17 protein-coding genes and 1 pseudogene are annotated in these 17,745 nt (G+C 61.3%); 8 read left to right on the plus strand and 10 right to left on the minus strand.

All coding sequences use genetic code 11. The features are described 5' to 3' along the window. Positions 1-290: 290 nt before the first annotated feature. The 3 genes from M0D68_RS10875 to M0D68_RS10885 form a co-directional block, all read right to left on the minus strand. Positions 291-1,193: a DMT family transporter gene (locus M0D68_RS10875; protein ID WP_266224231.1), complete on the minus strand. Its 903-nt coding sequence runs from the start codon at positions 1,191-1,193 to the stop codon at positions 291-293. 31 nt (positions 1,194-1,224) lie between these two features. Further along, the gene (locus M0D68_RS10880) at positions 1,225-1,854 is read right to left on the minus strand and encodes a TetR/AcrR family transcriptional regulator (protein ID WP_200620472.1); all 630 of its coding nucleotides are present in this window, start codon (positions 1,852-1,854) and stop codon (positions 1,225-1,227) included. 107 nt (positions 1,855-1,961) lie between these two features. Beyond that, complete coding sequence (locus M0D68_RS10885; RefSeq protein WP_200620471.1) at positions 1,962-2,570, minus strand: LysE family translocator; 609 nt, start codon at positions 2,568-2,570, stop codon at positions 1,962-1,964. Positions 2,571-2,703: 133 nt separating this feature from the next. Here M0D68_RS10885 and M0D68_RS10890 point away from each other — a divergent pair. Then, positions 2,704-3,605: pseudogene (locus M0D68_RS10890) on the plus strand (transcriptional regulator GcvA). Between the two features lie 43 nt (positions 3,606-3,648). Here M0D68_RS10890 and M0D68_RS10895 read toward each other — a convergent pair. Beyond that, complete coding sequence (locus tag M0D68_RS10895) at positions 3,649-3,858, minus strand: hypothetical protein (RefSeq protein ID WP_266224232.1); 210 nt, start codon at positions 3,856-3,858, stop codon at positions 3,649-3,651. Positions 3,859-4,006: 148 nt separating this feature from the next. Between M0D68_RS10895 and M0D68_RS10900 the strand changes: the two genes are divergently transcribed. After that, positions 4,007-5,836, plus strand: coding sequence for an ABC transporter transmembrane domain-containing protein (locus M0D68_RS10900; protein ID WP_200620469.1), 1,830 nt, complete (start codon positions 4,007-4,009; stop codon positions 5,834-5,836). A gap of 49 nt (positions 5,837-5,885) precedes the next feature. Here M0D68_RS10900 and M0D68_RS10905 read toward each other — a convergent pair whose 3' ends face one another. The 6 genes from M0D68_RS10905 to M0D68_RS10930 all read right to left on the minus strand — a co-directional run bounded on the left by M0D68_RS10905 (position 5,886) and on the right by M0D68_RS10930 (position 10,926). Further along, complete coding sequence (locus tag M0D68_RS10905) at positions 5,886-6,971, minus strand: LacI family DNA-binding transcriptional regulator (RefSeq protein ID WP_200620468.1); 1,086 nt, start codon at positions 6,969-6,971, stop codon at positions 5,886-5,888. Between the two features lie 137 nt (positions 6,972-7,108). Beyond that, complete coding sequence (locus M0D68_RS10910; RefSeq protein WP_200620467.1) at positions 7,109-8,068, minus strand: dihydrodipicolinate synthase family protein; 960 nt, start codon at positions 8,066-8,068, stop codon at positions 7,109-7,111. Positions 8,069-8,117: 49 nt separating this feature from the next. Beyond that, positions 8,118-9,437 (minus strand): MFS transporter, encoded by a 1,320-nt coding sequence (locus tag M0D68_RS10915; protein WP_200620466.1) that lies wholly within the window; start codon positions 9,435-9,437, stop codon positions 8,118-8,120. Positions 9,438-9,803: 366 nt separating this feature from the next. After that, entirely contained in the window at positions 9,804-10,202 is a 399-nt protein-coding gene (locus M0D68_RS10920) for a DUF305 domain-containing protein (RefSeq protein ID WP_200620465.1), read from the minus strand. A gap of 99 nt (positions 10,203-10,301) precedes the next feature. Beyond that, the gene (locus M0D68_RS10925) at positions 10,302-10,499 is read right to left on the minus strand and encodes a heavy-metal-associated domain-containing protein (protein WP_266224233.1); all 198 of its coding nucleotides are present in this window, start codon (positions 10,497-10,499) and stop codon (positions 10,302-10,304) included. Between the two features lie 169 nt (positions 10,500-10,668). Then, positions 10,669-10,926, minus strand: a complete 258-nt coding sequence (locus M0D68_RS10930; RefSeq protein WP_200620463.1) for a hypothetical protein — start codon at positions 10,924-10,926, stop codon at positions 10,669-10,671. Between the two features lie 270 nt (positions 10,927-11,196). Here M0D68_RS10930 and M0D68_RS10935 point away from each other — a divergent pair, with 270 nt between their 5' ends. The 6 genes from M0D68_RS10935 (at position 11,197) to kdpA (ending at position 17,699) form a co-directional block, all read left to right on the plus strand. Further along, the gene (locus M0D68_RS10935; protein WP_200620462.1) at positions 11,197-11,553 is read left to right on the plus strand and encodes a hypothetical protein; all 357 of its coding nucleotides are present in this window, start codon (positions 11,197-11,199) and stop codon (positions 11,551-11,553) included. Continuing rightward, complete coding sequence (locus tag M0D68_RS10940) at positions 11,550-12,983, plus strand: TolC family protein (RefSeq protein WP_200620461.1); 1,434 nt, start codon at positions 11,550-11,552, stop codon at positions 12,981-12,983. Before M0D68_RS10935 ends, M0D68_RS10940 begins: the two co-directional genes overlap by 4 nt. Position 12,984: 1 nt before the next feature. Further along, positions 12,985-14,280 carry a copper oxidase gene (locus M0D68_RS10945; RefSeq protein ID WP_266224234.1) on the plus strand — a complete coding sequence of 432 codons (1,296 nt, stop codon included), beginning with the start codon at positions 12,985-12,987 and terminating at the stop codon, positions 14,278-14,280. Between the two features lie 180 nt (positions 14,281-14,460). Continuing rightward, a complete protein-coding gene (locus M0D68_RS10950) occupies positions 14,461-15,471 on the plus strand; it encodes a hypothetical protein (protein ID WP_266224235.1) in 1,011 nt (336 codons plus the stop codon). A 327-nt stretch (positions 15,472-15,798) separates the two neighbouring features. After that, positions 15,799-15,894 carry a K(+)-transporting ATPase subunit F gene (gene kdpF, locus M0D68_RS10955; RefSeq protein ID WP_028193906.1) on the plus strand — a complete coding sequence of 32 codons (96 nt, stop codon included), beginning with the start codon at positions 15,799-15,801 and terminating at the stop codon, positions 15,892-15,894. Continuing rightward, entirely contained in the window at positions 15,891-17,699 is a 1,809-nt protein-coding gene (gene kdpA, locus M0D68_RS10960) for a potassium-transporting ATPase subunit KdpA (RefSeq protein WP_200620458.1), read from the plus strand. Before kdpF ends, kdpA begins: the two co-directional genes overlap by 4 nt. The last annotated feature ends 46 nt before the right edge of the window (positions 17,700-17,745 follow it).

A 17,745-nucleotide genomic window follows, 5' to 3' on the forward strand; every position in this document is an offset into this window, starting at 1 on the left:
GCTTCTTTGATTTGGCTTGAACGGCATTGCGGCGTCGCGAGGTGAGTGAATCCATGTTGGAAGCAACCAAATTACCGGCACTTTACCAGCGCTGCAGTGTCGTTTCGATGTTTTCCGCTCTCGCACGCGTTTATCTGTTCCGGATCGTCGAAATCGATGCGCCGGGCTCGCGCACTAGCATTGCAATGCAGGTTTCCGGGCCTGGCGTCGCAAATAGATATTGTTGAAGATTAGCGCGGCGCCAGTCATGCACGCGCCTGCGATTTGCCAATGTCCCGGAACCACACCGGTCAACGAAGACACCACGAAGGTCGTGACGGGCAACACGTCCATGAACAGAACGCCGTTGAGCGGGGTGAGAATCTTGTACCCGTGTTCCAGAACAGGATCGCGATGAAGCCGGCGATCGGGCCCATATAGAGAAGGTGAGGGACGATCGCATGCAATGCCGTTGCAGATGGCACCGGTACAACGTGAAGCGCGAACAGCATTACGTTGAGGCCGATGATCGTGGTGAGTCCGAGCCAGGTGGTCATCGTCGTGTATTTGAGTGCGGACCAGCGCTTGAAGTGGGACACGCTAAAGGTATATATCACCCAGCACAGCGCGCCGAGGACGATCAAGGCGTTCGCCGAATAGTGCTGCGGTTCGCGCAGAACGGCCGCGACATCCCCTTTTGTCACCACAAGCGAGACGCCGGCGAATGACATCAGAATGAACAGAAACGAATAGAACGGCGGGCGGTGTTTGCGCACGATCGAGTTCACGAGCAGGCCCATCATGGGCTGCGTTGCCATCATGATCGATGCAGTCAGTGCACCCTCGCGCCCCGCCAGTTGCTGTCCCAGAAAGACGAACGATCCGAATCCGCAAAAGCCGACTGACCCGAGCAGCCACGCCAGGGCGAACGATTCCCCATTCGCCTTCAGCGCCCCCTTTCCTTCCTTTATCAGCAACAGGGTGAGAAACGCCGCGCCGGCGATCAGGTACCTGAGCGACGTAAACGTGAATGGATCGACATACACAAGGGCGCTCGTCATCACTGGAAACATGATGCCCATCAAGATCGTTGCCACCACGCAAAACGCAACGCCCTTCCAGTAGCTACCGCGGATCGACTGCGCAACCAGACCGGCAGACGGGCTACCCCGACCCGACACTGGCGTGACAGAAAATTCGATGGGTTTATTCATGAATGATCGTTCCAGAAATAGGAAAAATTTTTTAGACCAGCGCTCGCATAGTCATGTCTACGATCGACACCAGTTCGTTCCTGCTCACATTCACTTTCCCCAGCACGCGCAAGCCCTGAACCATGCAGAGCAGAAAGTTGCCGACAGATTGCTCGTCGAGTTCGGCGTTGAATTCCCCCGCTTGTTGGCCGCGAACCACTGCAGCTACCAGATGTGAGGCAATACGTCTCAAGGTGGTCTCGATGTGAGGGCGCAAAGCCTCGTCAGCCGGCAACATTTCGATGGCTGCGTTTGTGATGAGGCATCCGTGGCGCCCCGACAGCTTGCTGGCGACCTGCGTGTAGTGAAGCAAAGCCTCACGAAGTGCTTCTCGCGGCGGCAGATCGACGGCGAGTCGCTCTTTCAGGCGAGCAATGGCGCCTTCTGCGTAGCGGTCGAATGCGGCGACCAGAAGCCCGTGTTTATCGCCGAACGTACTGTAGAGGCTGGCACGGAAAAGGCCCGTTGACTGGCATAAGGATTCAATCGACGTTGCATGGTAGCCCTGTTCCCAGAAGACTTTGCCGGCAATGCCGGTTACTTCGTCAAGATCGAATTCACGTGGCCGCCCGCGCTCGGGCGACGGGACGGAAGGGCTGGTGGAAGGAGGGTGTCGTCTCATGGTGAAACAATATTAAGACTGATCGTTCTGAAATTCAAGTGTGTTCGAGGTCACCCGGTACAGCCAGCGCTGACGTGCTGCGGCAATTGCACGTGCAACATCGCGTTTCAGGCGAAGGCGACATAAGCCGCCACGAGGATCATGCAGATACCGAACACACGTCCCTGAATCCGCAACGCACGTGCGGATCGAAACCGGCGAAGAATCAACTGGCCGCCATAGATCCATGGAAAATGGCAGACCATGCACACCACGAGAAACGCTGCCGCGAACTGAAAGACTTGTCCCGGGAGCGGTTTTGCCGAGTCGAGAAACTGCGAAAACATTACCAGAATCATCGAGTGAATCTTGGGGTTGAGGATCACGGATAGAAATCCGTCGCCGGTATTCAGGCGTGAATGATCCTGCTCGCTGCTGTTTGCGGATTGGGCCGACCAACGAAAAAATCCCCAGGCAAGATAGAGCAGATAGACGGTGCCCGCCCACTTGAGCACCATCTGGATTTCGGGGTGGCCGTGCAGCACCTTGCCGAGACCCAGTCCGTAGACGAGGCACAACACGAGATTGGCTATTTCGAAGCCGGCCCAGAATGGAATCGAGCCGGCCACGCCGTAGCGGCCGCCGGCGGTCGCGAGGACCGTGTTACCGGGACCGGGGCTGACGACCATCGGTACGGTGTAGCCAAGAAACAGGATCCAGATGTTCCATGCAATCATCGATTGACCTCATGTCGATAAGGAGCCGGGACATCACGTTTGCCCGCGCAGTGTGTGATTAGAAGCGACTTCCTCCTGCGTCACAAACGGGTTATCTTCATGCTCTCGATAAACCAAACTAATCGACCAGTCCATGCGACGCCTGCCTCCGCTAGGTGCGCTGCGCGCCTTTGAAGCCGCGGCCCAGCATCTGAGCTTTACCCGTGCTGCTGCCGAACTGTATGTGACGCAGGCGGCCATCAGTCATCAGATCCGCCAGCTCGAGGATTGGTTGGGCTTTCGTTTGTTCGAGCGTCGCGGGCATGCGCTGAAGCTCACCGCAAAGGGCGAAGCCTATCTTCCGGAACTGGCCGGCGCGCTCGATCGCATCGCGGCGGCAACGCTGCGTCTGATGGAGCCCGATGCGCGGCCGCTGCGCATCACGGTTCTGCCGTCGTTCGCTTCGCGATGGCTGGTGCCGCGTCTTGAAGCGTTTCGCGTCTTGCATCCGGACATCGACGTGCGCCTCGATAGTTCGGCTGATGTGTGGACATTCGCAACGGAGCGCTTCGATCTCGGCATTCGCTCAGGACTCGGGAAATGGACCGGTGTGAAAGCTGACCTGATTGCTCGTGAAACGCTGAGTCCGGTCTGCAGTCCGACGCTCGCCGATGGGCCGCCTGCCATTCGTGTTCCGGCCGACTTGCGCCATGTCCGCTGTTGTACGACACGCCGCGCGAGGCGTGGCGGCACTGGTGCGACGAGGCGGGAATAGCGGGACTCGACATGGATGCTGGCGCGTCGTTTAACGACACGAGCCTCGCATTGCAAGCCGCGGTGGAGGGGCAGGGAGTGGCATTAGGCCGGCTGATGCTCGCCGCGGACGATCTGCGTACCGGTCGACTGGTACAGCCTTTCGACGTCGTGCTGCCCAACGATTACAGCTACTGGCTTGTGTATCCGGCTGCGGCGCTGGAGCGCGCCAACGTCGTGGCTTTCCGGAACTGGCTGCTTTCTGAGGCGAAGCAGAGTGCGGAGCCGATTTCCATCGTCTAGGGTCTGTGGCTACCCATTGGCTTTGCGCGGCCATCTTCGCCACCTAACGACGCCCGCTGCGGCCCCACACGTAACGCACCCAACGCTGCCACCTGCTCCGTTGCGGAGCGATAGCGTTGCGTGATGCCTGCTCTTCGCGGTCGCGCTCGACGCTCTTTTGCACCTGATTGTGGATCTGGCGCAGCGTCAAACCACCGGGGCCTTTCAGTTTGTCGGGATCGGAATCGGAGTCAGAGTCAGAGTCGTCTTTCATGGGAATAGCCTGGTCCGGATGAGTCGGCTTGATCTTGATACAGATGGCCAGTCGCGGCAAGCACGTGAAAGAGGCTTTTACGTGAACCGCCTTCGAATCCACAGGACTGGCACAATCGGGGTGACCTCCGATTCACCAGGGAATTTCCATGTCAGACGCTGTTCCGTCTTCGCCGCCTGCATCCGCTTCACGACGTATCGGCCCTCTGTTTGCCCTGTTGCCCTTCCTGCGTCCCTATGCGGGCCGCTGGGCGCTCGCGTTCCTCGCGCTGGTGACCTCGGCCGGCGCCACGCTGGTGTTGCCGGTGGCTTTCAAATACCTGATCGATCGTGGCTTTGCGGGGGGCGACCGGGCGCACATCGATCGCTATTTCTTCGCGCTGTTCATCGTTTCGCTGGTACTGGCCGCCGCGACGGCGCTGCGCTTCTACCTCGTATCGTGGCTGGGCGAGCGGGTCACGGCCGACTTGCGGCGGGCTGTCTACGACCACGTGCTGGGGATGAGTCCGCAGTTCTTCGAGACCACGCAAACCGGCGAAGTGCTGTCACGACTCACCGCCGACACCACCCTGATCCAGGCGGTGGTGGGCACGAGCCTGTCGCTGGGATTGCGCAACTTCTTCCTGTTGACCGGCGGTGTGGCGATGCTGGCTGTGACGAGTCCGGTGCTCTCTGGCTACATCATCGCGACGCTGGTCGTGGTGGTCGCGCCTATCGTGATCTTCGGCCGGCGCGTGCGGCGCCTTTCGCGCGCGAGCCAGGACAAGATTGCTAACACGAGCGCGTTGGCAGGCGAGGTGCTCAATGCCATGCCGACCGTGCAGTCGTATACGCAGGAACCCTTCGAGGTGCGGCGCTTTGCCGGCGCGGTGGAAGCAGCCTTTGATACGGCGCTCACGCGCATTCGTGCACGCGCCTGGTTGACCGCCGTGGTGATCGTGCTGGTGTTCAGCGCCATCGTGTTCGTGCTGTGGCTCGGCGCGCAAGCAGTACTGGCCGGGCGGATGACAGCGGGCCAGTTGTCCCAGTTCATTCTCTACGCGGTGTTCACGGCCGGCGCGGTGGGCGCGGTTGCCGAGGTGTGGGGCGATCTGCAGCGCGCGGCCGGCGCTACCGAACGTCTGCTGCAACTGCTGGCGGCGCGCTCGCCGGTAGTGCAGGCCGAGACCACGGTCGCGCTGCCTGCGCGAGGCGAGGGCATCCGCTTCGACAACGTCAGCTTCTCGTATCCGTCGCGCCCCGGCATTGCAGCGCTTTCCGCACTTTCGCTCGATGTCCGTCCGGGTGAGCATGTCGCCCTGGTCGGACCGTCCGGTGCGGGCAAGACCACGCTGTTCCAATTGCTGCTGCGCTTTTACGATCCGCAGTCCGGCAGCATTCTGATCAACGGCGTCCCGACGCGTGATGTGCCGCTCGTCGAACTGCGCAAGGAAATCGGCGTGGTGCTGCAGGAGTCAGTGATCTTTTCCGGCAGCGTGCTCGACAACATCCGCTACGGCGCACCGGATGCCACGCTCGAGCAAGTGCAACGGGCGGCCGAGATGGCCGCCGCGGCCGGCTTTATCGACGAACTTCCGCAAGGCTACGACACCTTTCTCGGCGAGCGTGGCGTGCGACTGTCTGGCGGACAGCGCCAGCGCATTGCGATTGCTCGCGCGATCCTGAAGAATCCGCCCATTCTGTTGCTGGACGAAGCGACCAGCGCGCTCGACGCCGCCAGCGAACGGCTGGTGCAAAAGGCGCTGGACAATGCCGCGCAGAACCGCACCACACTGGTTATCGCGCACCGTCTTGCGACCGTACAACAGGCTGATCGCATCGTCGTACTGGAACACGGCCGCATCGTCGCGCAGGGCCGTCACGCAGAGCTTCTTTTGAGTTCACCGCTCTATGCGCAGCTTGCCGCTTTGCAGTTCGGCGAGCAGTTGGGGCATACGGTGCAGCGAGGCGCGGTGAGCGATCCGATTGACTCGGTGTGACAAGCCAACCATACGCAACCCTGTTCATTCAGAGAAAAGCGCCGCGCAGCTATCGCGCGCTCGGCCCGGTCGATTGCCTGAGCTGGAATAGCGCACGCACTTCGTGTCCGTGCTGCGGGCGCTTGCCGTCGAGCACATCGAGCAGATACTGCGCGGTAAGACGCCCGATCTCGTACGTGTCGACTCGCATCGTCGTCAGCGCGGGGCGCAGCTCTTTCGCGATCTCGAGATCGTCGAAGCCCGTCACGGATAATTCACCGGGAATCTCGATACCCAGTTCCTCCGCCTCGCGCAGGACGCCCAGCGCGATGTGATCGTTGCCGCAAATGATCGCGGTCGGGTGCTCGCATGGCGCTTGCCAGATCGAGCGCAGGCAGCGTCGGCCGAATTCGATCGTTGATTTGCCTTCGAGCATGTGCTCCGGCCGCACCGCGAGGCCATGGCGTTCGAGTGTCGAGCGGATGCCTGCCACGCGCGCCTGCACGCGATCGTTGTCACGCGTCGGCTGAATGCAGACCGCGAACGAGCGATGCCCGAGGCCGATCAGATGTTCGGTGATCTCCGTGTAGGCCGCGTGATTGTCGAAGCCGACGCAGATATGTGGACTGTCCTTGCGATACGCGTACGTGACCGCATAAGGCACGCGATAACTGCGCAACGCCTCGAACAGTTCGGGCGGATGAGCCTCACCCACCACGGCCATCGCCTCGACACCGCGCGCGAGCATGGCGCGCACCTGCACGAGCGCCTGCGCCGGATCGTAGTTCGAGCAGCCGAGCACGAGTGTGATGCCGCGTGCCGCGAACGCAGCCTGCATGGCGCTCACTTGCGAAGCGAACACCTGGTCGTCCAGCGTTGGAATGATGATGCCGGCAATGTGACTGCGCGTCGACGCAAGCGCGCGGCCCGCTGCATTGGGAAACCAGTTGAGCGTGAGCGCGGCGTGTTCGACACGCTCGCGCACGTTCGCCGAGACCTTGTCCGGCTCGTTGTAGACCCGCGATACGGTCGCCGTCGATACGCCCGCGAGCTTGGCTACATCGGACAGCACGGTGCGGCCCGTGTTGCGGCGGGCGCGGTTCGTCGGAGTTCGGACGGTGGCCGAGGACGCGGGGGAATCGGCGGAATCGGGCATTGGATCAGAAAACGAAGAGTGAATCGGAGAGCGCCCGACATCTTACCGCCGCCTGCGCGCGCGAAGCGCGGGCAAACATGGCAGTGGGGGCTCGCGTTCCGGTCACTGGGTGTCTCTGACGGCTGATGCCCGCGAGCCTAACCGCGTTGACCGAGTGCGGCAATGCGCGAGCGGAAATGCTCGGTGCCGGCGACGATCTTGTCGAGTACCGCGTCGAGCGCCCAGAAACGTTCGCGCACGTCATAGTCGATCGCGCGGCAGCGAATCGAATCGAACGTACCGATGCGCTGGTGATAGATCTTTGCAAGCGCGGGGTAACCGAGCGCTTCGGATACGGCGGAGAGCACGAGAAACGTCGCGAGCTCCTCCGCGAGAGCCGGGTCCTGTGCCGCGTCATTGCGCAGCCAGTCGTACAGATCCGGGTGGAAGTTCGTGAACACGCCGTTGAAGCCTGCGGAGCCGGCCTTCATGGCGTCCCACGCGATGGCCGCGTTGGCGTTCAGAATCTTCAGCGGCGAGCCCTGTGCAAGCGCGACGCGCCGTTTGACGGTCGGGAGATCGCAACTGACGTCCTTCAGCATGATGAAGCGGCCGGTGTCGATGCACAGCTTCAGTTCATCGTCGGACAGCAGCCGGCGGTAGGGCGCCGGGCATTCGTACAAACCGAGCGGCATGTCCGAAGGAAGTCGCGTGAGGAGCCGCTTGAGATTGGCCGCGAAGGCCTCCGTTCCCTGACGATTCGGATCGAGCCGGTTCGTCACGAGCACGACGCCTTGCGCGCCGGTAGACGCGGCGACGTTCAGCTCTTCGGCCTGGGCATCGGCGTCGTCGCTGATGTGGCCCGAGACCACGACAGGAATGCGGCCGGCGACCTTCTCAACGACGAAGCGTCCCAGCGCGCCACGCTCGGCGAGCGTCAGAAACTGCATTTCACTCGATTGGGCGACGGCGAACAGCGCGTCGGATCCGTGCGCGATGTACCACTCGATCAGGCGTTCGAGTCCGGCGTAGTCGATAGCGCCGGAATCGTCGAACGGCGTCAGCATCACGGGAACGATGCCCTCAACTGAGGTCGTGGCTTGCTTGGCGGTAGTCATGTTGTTGATCTCCGGGGAAGAGTTCGATGAGAGGGCGCAGCGGCCGCCTTCAGGCGGGCGCGCGCAGGTTTTCAGTGGAGACGGGCTGGTCGTCGATCGGTTTGCGTACCAGCAGGAGGTAGCTCATGGCGCCGGCAAACGCGATGCCGGCGGCCGTCAGCAAAGCCGGGACGAACGACCAGGTCTGCGCGATATAGCCGGTCAGGATTGGTGCGAGGGCGCCGCCCAGAAAGCCGCCGAAGTTCTGAATCGCGCCGAGCGAGCCGACGCGGTTCGGCGGCGCGGCGGCGGTGGCAAGCGCCCATGAACTGGCGGAGGCGGCATTCGCCAGAAAGATCACCACCGAGATGCATACGATCGCGATCGTGTTGCTCTCGACGAGCGCCGCCGGAATGGTGAACGCGACCATGCCGAGCATCGCGATCACCACCGCATTGCGGCGGCTGGTGACCGGGTTCGAGCTGCCGCTCGTGATGAGATCGGAGAACCAGCCGGCCGTGAGCGAGCCCAGAAAGCCGCAGAAGAACGGTATCGACGCAGCAATGCCCGTATGCATCAGGCTCATGTGCCGCTCCATCGTCAGGTAGCCCGGCAGCCACGTGAGGTACACCCAGTTCAGGTAGACCGAGCCGAAGAAGCCGATCAGCATGCCCCAAGTGGTTCCGTGAGAAAACAGCGAACGCCAGTCGGCGAACGTGACCGCGGGGGCCGGCTTGCGGTCCGCTTCGTCGCCTTCGAGATAGCGCCGCTCTGCTTCGCTCATCGTGGCTTTGACGGGATCGCGATACACCGCGAGCCATACGACAGCGACGACCAGACCCAGCACGCCCGTCACGATGAAGGCCCAGCGCCAGTGAAACTGAACCACGATGATCGACAGGCAAAGCGGCGCGAGCGCCGTGCCGAGCGGGGACGCCGAGTTGAAGATACCGGTCGGCTTGCCACGCCCACGCAGCGGAAACCAGTTGCTGACGACACGCGCTGCCGACGGAAACTGCGGCGCCTCGCCGATGCCCAGTACGATTCGCGCAAGGACGAACCAGCCGAAAGTCGAGACGAATCCGCCGGAGGCCTGCGCGATTGACCAGACGATCAGGCCGATGCCGAGCAGCTTGCGCGGTCCGATCCGGTCGACGAGGCCGCCCACCGGCAACTGGAACAACGCGTAGCTCCAGGAGAACGCGGACAGCAGCAGGCCCATCTGGCCGAGCGAGAGCCCCAGGTCATGACGGATCAACGGATTGGCGACTGCGAGCGTTCCACGGTCCAGATAGTTGACGATGCCGCTCACCATCAGCAGCGTAAGCGCCACGATCTGGGCGCGGCGGATTTTCGGTGGGGCCTGCTCGAGGTTCGGGGTGGCGCTCATGCTGGTTGTCTCCGGTTTAAGTCTTTGTTTGGGGTGGGGCGCGCTGATGCGGTGTCAGGTTGCCGGGAGATCGGGGTTCTCCAATTACCATTACTCGCGCTATGTTAGCGCTTACATATTGGCGTGTTGACCGTGTATTAGGCGGTCATTTCAGCTAGCTAAAGCTGCGTGCTTAAAATGATAGCGCTTACATTTTGAGCCACATTCCGACGAAGTGGCAAGTGTCAGAGTGGGTTTGGCGGGTAAACACCAGTCATTCGCGGCTGAATTCCGGCGTTCGCGGCGGCGCAGGCGCCGCCGCGAAGCCAGGCGCGGTGTTGAAACGCTAAAGCGTCAGAGGCGTCAGAGCGGGCAGGTTGCCCGTTGTCACTTCACGCCGTGCTTCGCCTGCCAGCGTTGCATGAAGGCGATCTCGTCGTGTTGCGCCTTGATGATGTTTCGGGCGAGACGCTTCAAGTCGGGATCTTTGCCGTATTTCAGTTCCACCTGCGCCATTTCGACCGCGCCTTGATGATGCGGAATCATGTGGGCGACGAAGTCCTTGTCGGCATCGCCCGTGTAGGCGGGCGCATCCATGGCCTGCATCATTTTCTCGTCGGCGTCCTTGAACGCCTGGGTCGATGCGCTCGCCCCGGCATCCGCTGAACCGGACATGTCCATGCCGGGCATCGACGCAGCCTGCTGGGCGTAGACGGGCGCCGTGGCGACCGCAAACGCAATGCCGCTGAAAAGACAAAGGGCACGGAATGCACGAAGGTTTTTCATATTGGGTTTTCCGTTGGGGAAACAGTGATAGCGGGTGACCGTGATGCTGCGAACAGGGTGCTTAGCTTAATCGATAGACACATGCTTCATGTGATCCGCTTAGCGCTTGAGCGAGGGGTGAAACCCCGCCGCTTCGATTACCTCGATCACGCGTTCCGGCGGCAAGGTCGATGCGACCTTCACGATTTTAACGGCGACATCGATGTCGAGCTTCGCCTCTGGATCGATGCGAGTGACTGCACGGGTAATGGCGTTGGCGCATCCGCCGCATGACATATCCGGGATCTGGAATTCCATTTCTTGCCTCCGATGAGAAATCAGAATTTAAGCTTGGACCTTCCCACTGAGGGAAGGTCAAGCATATACGTCCATGTTGTTTATTCTGCCGCCAACCGTAGCCCTATCGACGCAAAAAACCGCCACAGACTGTAGCGGTTCCAGCCTTACGTTCCTCTTAAACAGCGTGCTAGACTCCGTACCCATGTCTTACTGGCGCAAACTCTTTCTCGTCGTGCTGCTCGTGATGAGCCTTCCGGTTCAGTCGTTCGCGGCCGTCTCCATGAAATGCGAGTCCTCGCATGTTGGAGGAGGGGTGTCCACGCTCCATGAGAATGCTGGCGAGGCGACTCACCACCATAACCATGCCGCGATGATGGCCGATAGCGCCAATGACATCGCCGGTGATCACTCGCAAAACCACGGTCACCCAGGCGGCGCGCATCATGCGCATGCCTGCTCGACCTGCGCGTCGTGCTGTTTCGGTGGCGGCTTGCCGGCCGCTCCGGTTGCGGCGGTATCCGCTGACGCAGTCCATTTCGCTGTACCTCTTGCTCCCTCTGTTCGTGTCGCGTCATTTCTGACTGACGGCATCGAACGACCTCCTCGAATCTCTTTCGTCTAGTTCCTTCGCAGCGTGATGCTGCGATGTTCAATTTCGCCTTGATGGCCGCACGTTGCACGTCGGCCGTCCGGGTGGCATACGACGAGAAAATCAATGCGAACGTTTATTGCAGCGCTGCTCGGCGCGACGGCAGTATTGCCGGCGCTCGTGCACGCCATATCACCACCTCCTGATCCGGCGGATGCCGCGGCATCGGTTCCGGCGGTCAATGTGCCGTCTGCCTTCGCGGACTATCGGCCGTATCGGGAACAGAAGGCCCCAAGCTGGCAAGCGCTTAATCGCGCGGTGGCGAGTCCATCGGGCAAGCTGCAGATGGACCACGGTCAAGTGCATTCGGGCGATGCGAAAGCGAGTGCCAACGCTGGTGCCAACCGCAACTCCGACCACGGCTCCAACCCTCACGCCAATCACGGCGGCCACGGTGCCCATCAAGAGGGCCCGGCAGAATGAAGCAGCCTCTCTTTCCCACCGGCCGCGTCATTGCTGCCACTACTGCATTGGCGTTCCTCGCCGGCTGCACGACCTTTTCGAAGGACGGCGGCTTCGACACCGTGTCCACCACAGCATCGCAGCGGCTCGGCAAAGACGCTGTACTAGTCAAGACAGACGAAGACCGAAACGCTGTCGTCAAACGCACGCAGGAACTGCTATCCCGACCACTCGGCATGGACGACGCGATCCAGATCGCGCTATTGAATAACCGCGGATTGCAGGCATCGTATAGCGAACTCGGCATTGCCGAGGCGGACCTGGTGCAGGCGGGACGACTGCCGAATCCCGGCTTCACATTCAGCCGCACGCACGGCGGCAACGATCTGAGCATCAGCCGCACATTTACGCTCGGCTTGCTGAACGTGCTGACGCTGCCGTTGGCGACACGCATTGAGAGTCGCCGTTTCGAGCAGACCCGGCTGCTCGCAGCGGACGCCATGCTCAAGGTCGCCGCCGATGCCCGACGCGCCTATATCGGTGCCGTCGCGGCGAAGCAGTCCGCTGTCTACGCAGAGCAGGTGAAGGACTCGGCAGAAGCCGGCGCCGAACTCGCGTTGCGTATGCAGCAAGCCGGCAACTTCAGCAAGCTCGACTATGCACGTGAGCAGGCCTTCTACGCGGAAGCTGTGGCGCAACTAGCGAAAGCGCGGCAGCAGTCGATAGCCGCGCGAGAAAAACTCACTCGCACGATGGGCCTATGGGGCTCGCAAGCGCAGTACGACCTTCCCGAGCGTCTGCCTGACCTGCCTGCAACGAGGCCCGAATTGCAGGACCTCGAACACTTCGCGATGCAGAATCGCCTGGACATCCAGGCAGCAAAACTGCAAACGCAGAGCGTTGCAAGCTCACTGGGCCTAAGCCGGGCAACGCGATTCATCAATGCGCTGGATGTCGGGTATCAGAACAATTTCACGACCTCCGACGGCCGTGAACAGGGCTACGAGATCAGCGTCGAGATTCCGATTTTCGATTGGGGCGCCTCGAAAGTGGCGCGCGCCGAAGCGATCTATCTGCAGTCAGCGAACCGCGTCGCCGAGACCGCGATCAACGCGCGCTCGGAGGTTCGAGAATCGTATTCGGCTTATGTGACCGACTACGACGTTGCGAAGCACTATCGCGACGAGGTCGTGCCGATCCGCAAAACGATTTCGGACGAACTGCTGCTTCGCTATAACGGCATGCTCGCGAGCGTGTTCGAACTGCTCGCCGATTCGCGCGACCAGATCGGCGCGGTGAATAGCTATATCGACGCGCTCAAAGACTACTGGCTCGCGGAAACCGATCTGCAACAGGCGCTCGGTGGCCGTCTGCCGCCTCTCGCGATGGCCGCTGCGCCATTTACATCCATGACGCCGCAAGCGTCATCCACAGATTCCGAAGGTCAATGACATGGTGTCTCGTCGAAATTTTCTGGGCGGCTCTGGAGCCGCGTTGTTGGGCGCGGCGCTCGTCAGCAAGGCCGGCGCCGCGTCATTGCCTGAAGCGCCCACGATGGCCAAGGCCGCGATGCAGGCGCCGCTTGCGCCTCCAAATGGCCGGCCCTATGCACCCGTCGCCACGTTGAACGGCTGGTCACTGCCATGGCGTATGAAGAACGGCTGGAAGGAGTTTCATCTGATTGCCGAGCCGGTAGTGCGCGAACTGGCGCCGGGCATGAGTGCGAACCTGTGGGGCTATAACGGCCAGGCGCCAGGGCCGACCATCGAGGCCGTTGAAGGCGACAAGGTGCGCATCTTCGTGACCAACAAGCTGCCGGAGCACACCACGGTTCACTGGCACGGCATGCTCCTGCCGTGCGGCATGGATGGCGTCGGCGGTCTCACGCAGCCGCACATTCCGCCGGGCAAGACCTTCGTCTACGAGTTTCAACTGGAGAAACACGGCACCTTCATGTATCACCCGCATGCCGACGAGATGGTACAGATGGCAATGGGCATGATGGGGACATTCATTGTTCATCCGGAAGACCCGGGCGTCATGCAGGTGGATCGCGACTTCGTATTCATCATGTCCGCATACGATATCGACCCGGGCAGTTTCACGCCGCGCGTGAACGAGATGACCGACTTCAACATGTGGACGTGGAATGCGCGCGTCTTTCCAGGCATCGATTCCTTGCCGGTACGCGTCGGCGATCGCGTGCGCATCCGTGTCGGCAATCTGACGATGACCAATCATCCGATCCATCTGCACGGCTATCACTTCGAAGTGGTGGGCACGGATGGCGGATGGATTCCGCCGTCCGCCCGCTGGCCCGAGGTGACCGCGGACGTGGCCGTCGGCCAGATGCGCGCCATCGAGTTCACGGCGAACCGTCCGGGCGATTGGGCGTTTCATTGCCACAAGTCCCATCACACCATGAACGCGATGGGTCATCAGGTCCCGAACCTGATCGGTGTGCCGCAGAAGGACCTCGCGCAACGCATCAACAAGCTGGTGCCCGAATACATGGCGATGGGCAGCACGGGCGGCTCGATGGGCGGAATGGAAATGCCGCTGCCCGACAACACGCTGCCGATGATGACCGGCACGGGGCCGTTCGGCGCGCTGGAGATGGGCGGCATGTTCACCGTCGTGAAAGTGCGGGAGGGATTGGGGCACAACGACTACCGCGATCCGGGGTGGTTCAGACATCCCAAGGGGACGGTGGCCTATGAGTACACCGGCGATATGCCGGAGGGTTGAGCCGGCAGTGCGGCGCGGCCATCCAGGGAAAACCTTACCGATCCTTTGTACGCTAGCTCACCAAGATGAGCCAAACTTTACGTGGTCGTGCTTTTGAAATGTTATGCTCAACCGTCCCTTCCTTCGCAGCAAACAGGTCCGTGCCATTTTAAAAAATACCTAATTAATTAGGAGTCAGGCATGTTGAGAAAGGTAGTCGATCGGGCGAAACAGATCCGACGTAGCGAGGGATTCAAGCATAGCGTGGCCACGCCGCGCCGGATTTCCCTCCATGCAACACAGCGTTTGAATAGGGGCATTTTTTCCATCGAGATTCAGGAGAACTCCGGTTTCTTCTCCGTGATGCAGATGGTCCTGTTTATTCTGATGTATTGCGACGAGAAATGTCTCACCCCGTGCATCAGTGCACGCGGCGGGCTGTATGGTGATGCCGAAGGGAAGCTGGACTGGTTCTCGGCCTTCTTCGAGTCCGTGCACACCACCTCCGGAGTCACGATCACTCATAAGATCAGAACGTCGACAGTGCGCGACCTGGTTCAACTCGGCTTTCGTCAGCGTTATGAAGCGCGGCTTCGACTGAGGAGTGCAAGCGAGCTTTTCTTCGCGCACTATCGTCCGGCCGCGCATATCTGCGAAGAAGTCGATGCGATCTGCCAGAAGCTCGGGCTCGGCCCGTCGACCCTTGGCGCGCATTTCAGAGGGACCGACAAGGCGCAGGAAGCCATCCCGGTTTCGTGGGGAAGCTTTTGCCGGCAGGTGGAAGCCTCGCTTGCTGAAAACCCGCGCTTGACCAATATTTTTGTCTCGAGCGATGAACGGGCGTTTATCGATTATTTTGTCGCCTGGCCATTCAGCAAGCCGGTCAGAGTCGCACCGGCAAAACATCTCGCCCGTGGCAGCACGCCCGTTCACTTCAGCGGCTATCCGGGACTCGAAATCGGCCGCGAGGCGCTGGTGTCCTGCCTGCTCCTGGCCAATTGCGGCTTCCTCGTGAAGACGCCGTCCTATCTGTCCGCATGGTCGAAGATATTCAATCCCTCACTTCCGGTGAAGCTCGTCTCGCCGCCGCGCCCGGACGCGTTCTGGTTTCCCGATAGCCGGCTCTGGATCGAACAGGCTGCGCGCGAAGCATCTCAAGCCGCTCAGGTGGCGCAAGCAGTTCAAGCGAGTAAGGCGGCCAAGGCGGCTTGAGCCCTTTAAGTCTCTTAGGCCGCTTAAGCCGCTCAAGCGCCAGCCGTTTTCAAACAGCAGTACGAAAGCCCGAAAGTCCCCCAGCAAGACCATACCGCTGCGTTAACCGAGCGCTCTCCCGCACCACGTCCATCGTTTTTACGAAACCGCGCGAAGTATTAACGCTGCGTTTACGCGGATTTTCCTAAATTTCACGGTGCAGGAGTCCCCTGTGGGAGACCGGACCATGGATCTGCTTTACCTCATCGCCATCATTGCATTCAGCGGCCTCGTCGCGGGCTTCGTGATTGGCTGCGACAAGCTTCACCGCGCCCCCGGAGGCCGTCCATGACCACCTGGATGACCTGGCTCGCGGCGGCCTCGACGCTGATTCTGTTCGCTTACCTCGTGTATGCCTTGCTACGCGCGGAGGCTCTCGAATGAACTTCAACAACCTGTTTCAGCCCGGCCTGTTTATCGTCGTGCTGATCGCGCTCGCCATTCCGCTCGGCCGCTACATGACCGGCGTGGTGGACGGTTCTTCGGTCGTCGTGCGCCGGATAGGACGGCCGATCGAAACCGCGCTCTACAAGCTCGCTGGGGTCGACCCCAGCGCCGAAATGTCGTGGAAGCACTACGCGCTGGCCGTGCTGGTCTTCAACACGCTCGGCGTGCTCGCGGTGTACGGATTTCTGCGTTTGCAGCAATGGCTCCCCGCGAACCCGCAGGGCTTCGGACCGATGACGCCCGACGCCGCGTTCAACACGGCGGTCAGCTTCGTGACCAACACGAACTGGCAGGACTACACGCCGGAATCGACGGTCAGCTATCTGACGCAAATGGCCGCGCTGACGGTGCAGAACTTCCTTTCGGCCGCCACCGGCATTGCTGTCGTGATCGCGCTGATTCGCGGTTTCGCACGCCATACGGCCGCGACGATCGGCAATTTCTGGGTCGATCTGACGCGTATCACGTTGTATATCCTCGCGCCGCTCGCGACGGTCATTGCGCTCGTCCTGATCAGTCAAGGGGTGCTTCAGAACTTCAAGTCATACGAAGACGTGCCGACGCTGCAGGTGACGACGTATCAGACGCCGAAGACCGATGCCCAGGGCAATCCCGTCAAGGACGCCAAGGGTAACCCGGTGATGGTGGACAACAAGGCCGACAAGCAGACCATCGCCATGGGGCCGGTTGCGTCGCAGGAAGCGATCAAGATGCTCGGCACCAACGGCGGCGGCTTCTTCAACGCCAATTCCGCGCATCCGTACGAGAACCCGACGCCGTTCGCCAACTTCGTTCAGATGATAGCGATGCTCGTTATCCCTGCTGCGTTGTGCCTGGTGTTCGGCCGGATGGTGGGCGACAAGCGGCAGGGCTATGCGGTGCTTGCCGCGATGACGATCGCGTTCGCGGTCGCCTGTTGGGGCGAGATTTCGTCTGAGCAGAACGGCAACCCGCTGTATGCGTCGCTGCATGTCGATCAAACGGCATCGGCCACGCAAACGGGCGGCAACATGGAAGGCAAGGAGACCCGCTTCGGCATCGCTCAGTCCGGCATCTTCACCGTGGCGACCACCGCCGCCTCGTGTGGCGCGGTTCTCAACACGCACGATTCGTTGACGCCGATGGGCGGCTTCGTTCCGCTCCTGCTGATCGAACTCGGCGAGGTGATCTTCGGCGGCGTGGGCTCGGGCCTGTACGGCATGCTCGTGTTCGCCTTGCTCGCGGTGTTCGTGGCCGGCCTGATGATCGGGCGAACGCCGGAATACATCGGCAAGAAGATCGAGTCGTACGAGATGAAGATGGTGTCGATCGCCGTGTTGCTCACGCCACTGCTCGTGCTGGTCGGCGCGTCAATCGGCGTGCTGACGGTGGCCGGCGTGGCGGGCGTCTCCAATCCCGGGCCGCACGGGTTCTCCGAGATTCTCTACGCCTACAGTTCGGCCGCCAATAACAACGGCAGCGCTTTCGCGGGCCTCTCGGTCAATACGCCGTTCTACAACAGCACGCTGGCCATCGCCATGTGGTTCGGCCGCTTCGGCTCGATTGTGCCGGTGCTGGCAATCGCCGGATCGCTCGCCGCAAAGAAACGCATCTCCGCGACCGCCGGCACGCTGCCGACGCACGGCCCACTGTTCGTCGTGCTGCTGCTCGGCACGGTGGTGCTGGTCGGCGCGCTGACGTACGTGCCTGCACTGGCGCTCGGCCCGGTCGTTGAACATCTGATCATGGTCGCGGGACATTGACTGAGAGGACAGCATGACTAACGGACTCCAACCGCCGGTTCATCAG

It is taken from the genome of Paraburkholderia sp. SEWSISQ10-3 4 (assembly GCF_030464785.1).
GTDB lineage: Bacteria > Pseudomonadota > Gammaproteobacteria > Burkholderiales > Burkholderiaceae > Paraburkholderia > Paraburkholderia aspalathi.

Coding starts and splice junctions, on each gene's coding strand:
- M0D68_RS10875 (WP_266224231.1), bottom strand. CDS start 1,193: ATGAATAAACCCATCGAATTTTCTGTCACGCCAGTGTCGGGTCGGGGT.
- M0D68_RS10880 (WP_200620472.1), bottom strand. CDS start 1,854: ATGAGACGACACCCTCCTTCCACCAGCCCTTCCGTCCCGTCGCCCGAG.
- M0D68_RS10885 (WP_200620471.1), bottom strand. CDS start 2,570: ATGATTGCATGGAACATCTGGATCCTGTTTCTTGGCTACACCGTACCG.
- M0D68_RS10895 (WP_266224232.1), bottom strand. CDS start 3,858: ATGAAAGACGACTCTGACTCTGACTCCGATTCCGATCCCGACAAACTG.
- M0D68_RS10900 (WP_200620469.1), top strand. CDS start 4,007: ATGTCAGACGCTGTTCCGTCTTCGCCGCCTGCATCCGCTTCACGACGT.
- M0D68_RS10905 (WP_200620468.1), bottom strand. CDS start 6,971: ATGCCCGATTCCGCCGATTCCCCCGCGTCCTCGGCCACCGTCCGAACT.
- M0D68_RS10910 (WP_200620467.1), bottom strand. CDS start 8,068: ATGACTACCGCCAAGCAAGCCACGACCTCAGTTGAGGGCATCGTTCCC.
- M0D68_RS10915 (WP_200620466.1), bottom strand. CDS start 9,437: ATGAGCGCCACCCCGAACCTCGAGCAGGCCCCACCGAAAATCCGCCGC.
- M0D68_RS10920 (WP_200620465.1), bottom strand. CDS start 10,202: ATGAAAAACCTTCGTGCATTCCGTGCCCTTTGTCTTTTCAGCGGCATT.
- M0D68_RS10925 (WP_266224233.1), bottom strand. CDS start 10,499: ATGGAATTCCAGATCCCGGATATGTCATGCGGCGGATGCGCCAACGCC.
- M0D68_RS10930 (WP_200620463.1), bottom strand. CDS start 10,926: ATGATGCGCGCCGCCTGGGTGACCGTGGTTTTGCGAGTGATCACCGGC.
- M0D68_RS10935 (WP_200620462.1), top strand. CDS start 11,197: ATGCGAACGTTTATTGCAGCGCTGCTCGGCGCGACGGCAGTATTGCCG.
- M0D68_RS10940 (WP_200620461.1), top strand. CDS start 11,550: ATGAAGCAGCCTCTCTTTCCCACCGGCCGCGTCATTGCTGCCACTACT.
- M0D68_RS10945 (WP_266224234.1), top strand. CDS start 12,985: ATGGTGTCTCGTCGAAATTTTCTGGGCGGCTCTGGAGCCGCGTTGTTG.
- M0D68_RS10950 (WP_266224235.1), top strand. CDS start 14,461: ATGTTGAGAAAGGTAGTCGATCGGGCGAAACAGATCCGACGTAGCGAG.
- kdpF (WP_028193906.1), top strand. CDS start 15,799: ATGACCACCTGGATGACCTGGCTCGCGGCGGCCTCGACGCTGATTCTG.
- kdpA (WP_200620458.1), top strand. CDS start 15,891: ATGAACTTCAACAACCTGTTTCAGCCCGGCCTGTTTATCGTCGTGCTG.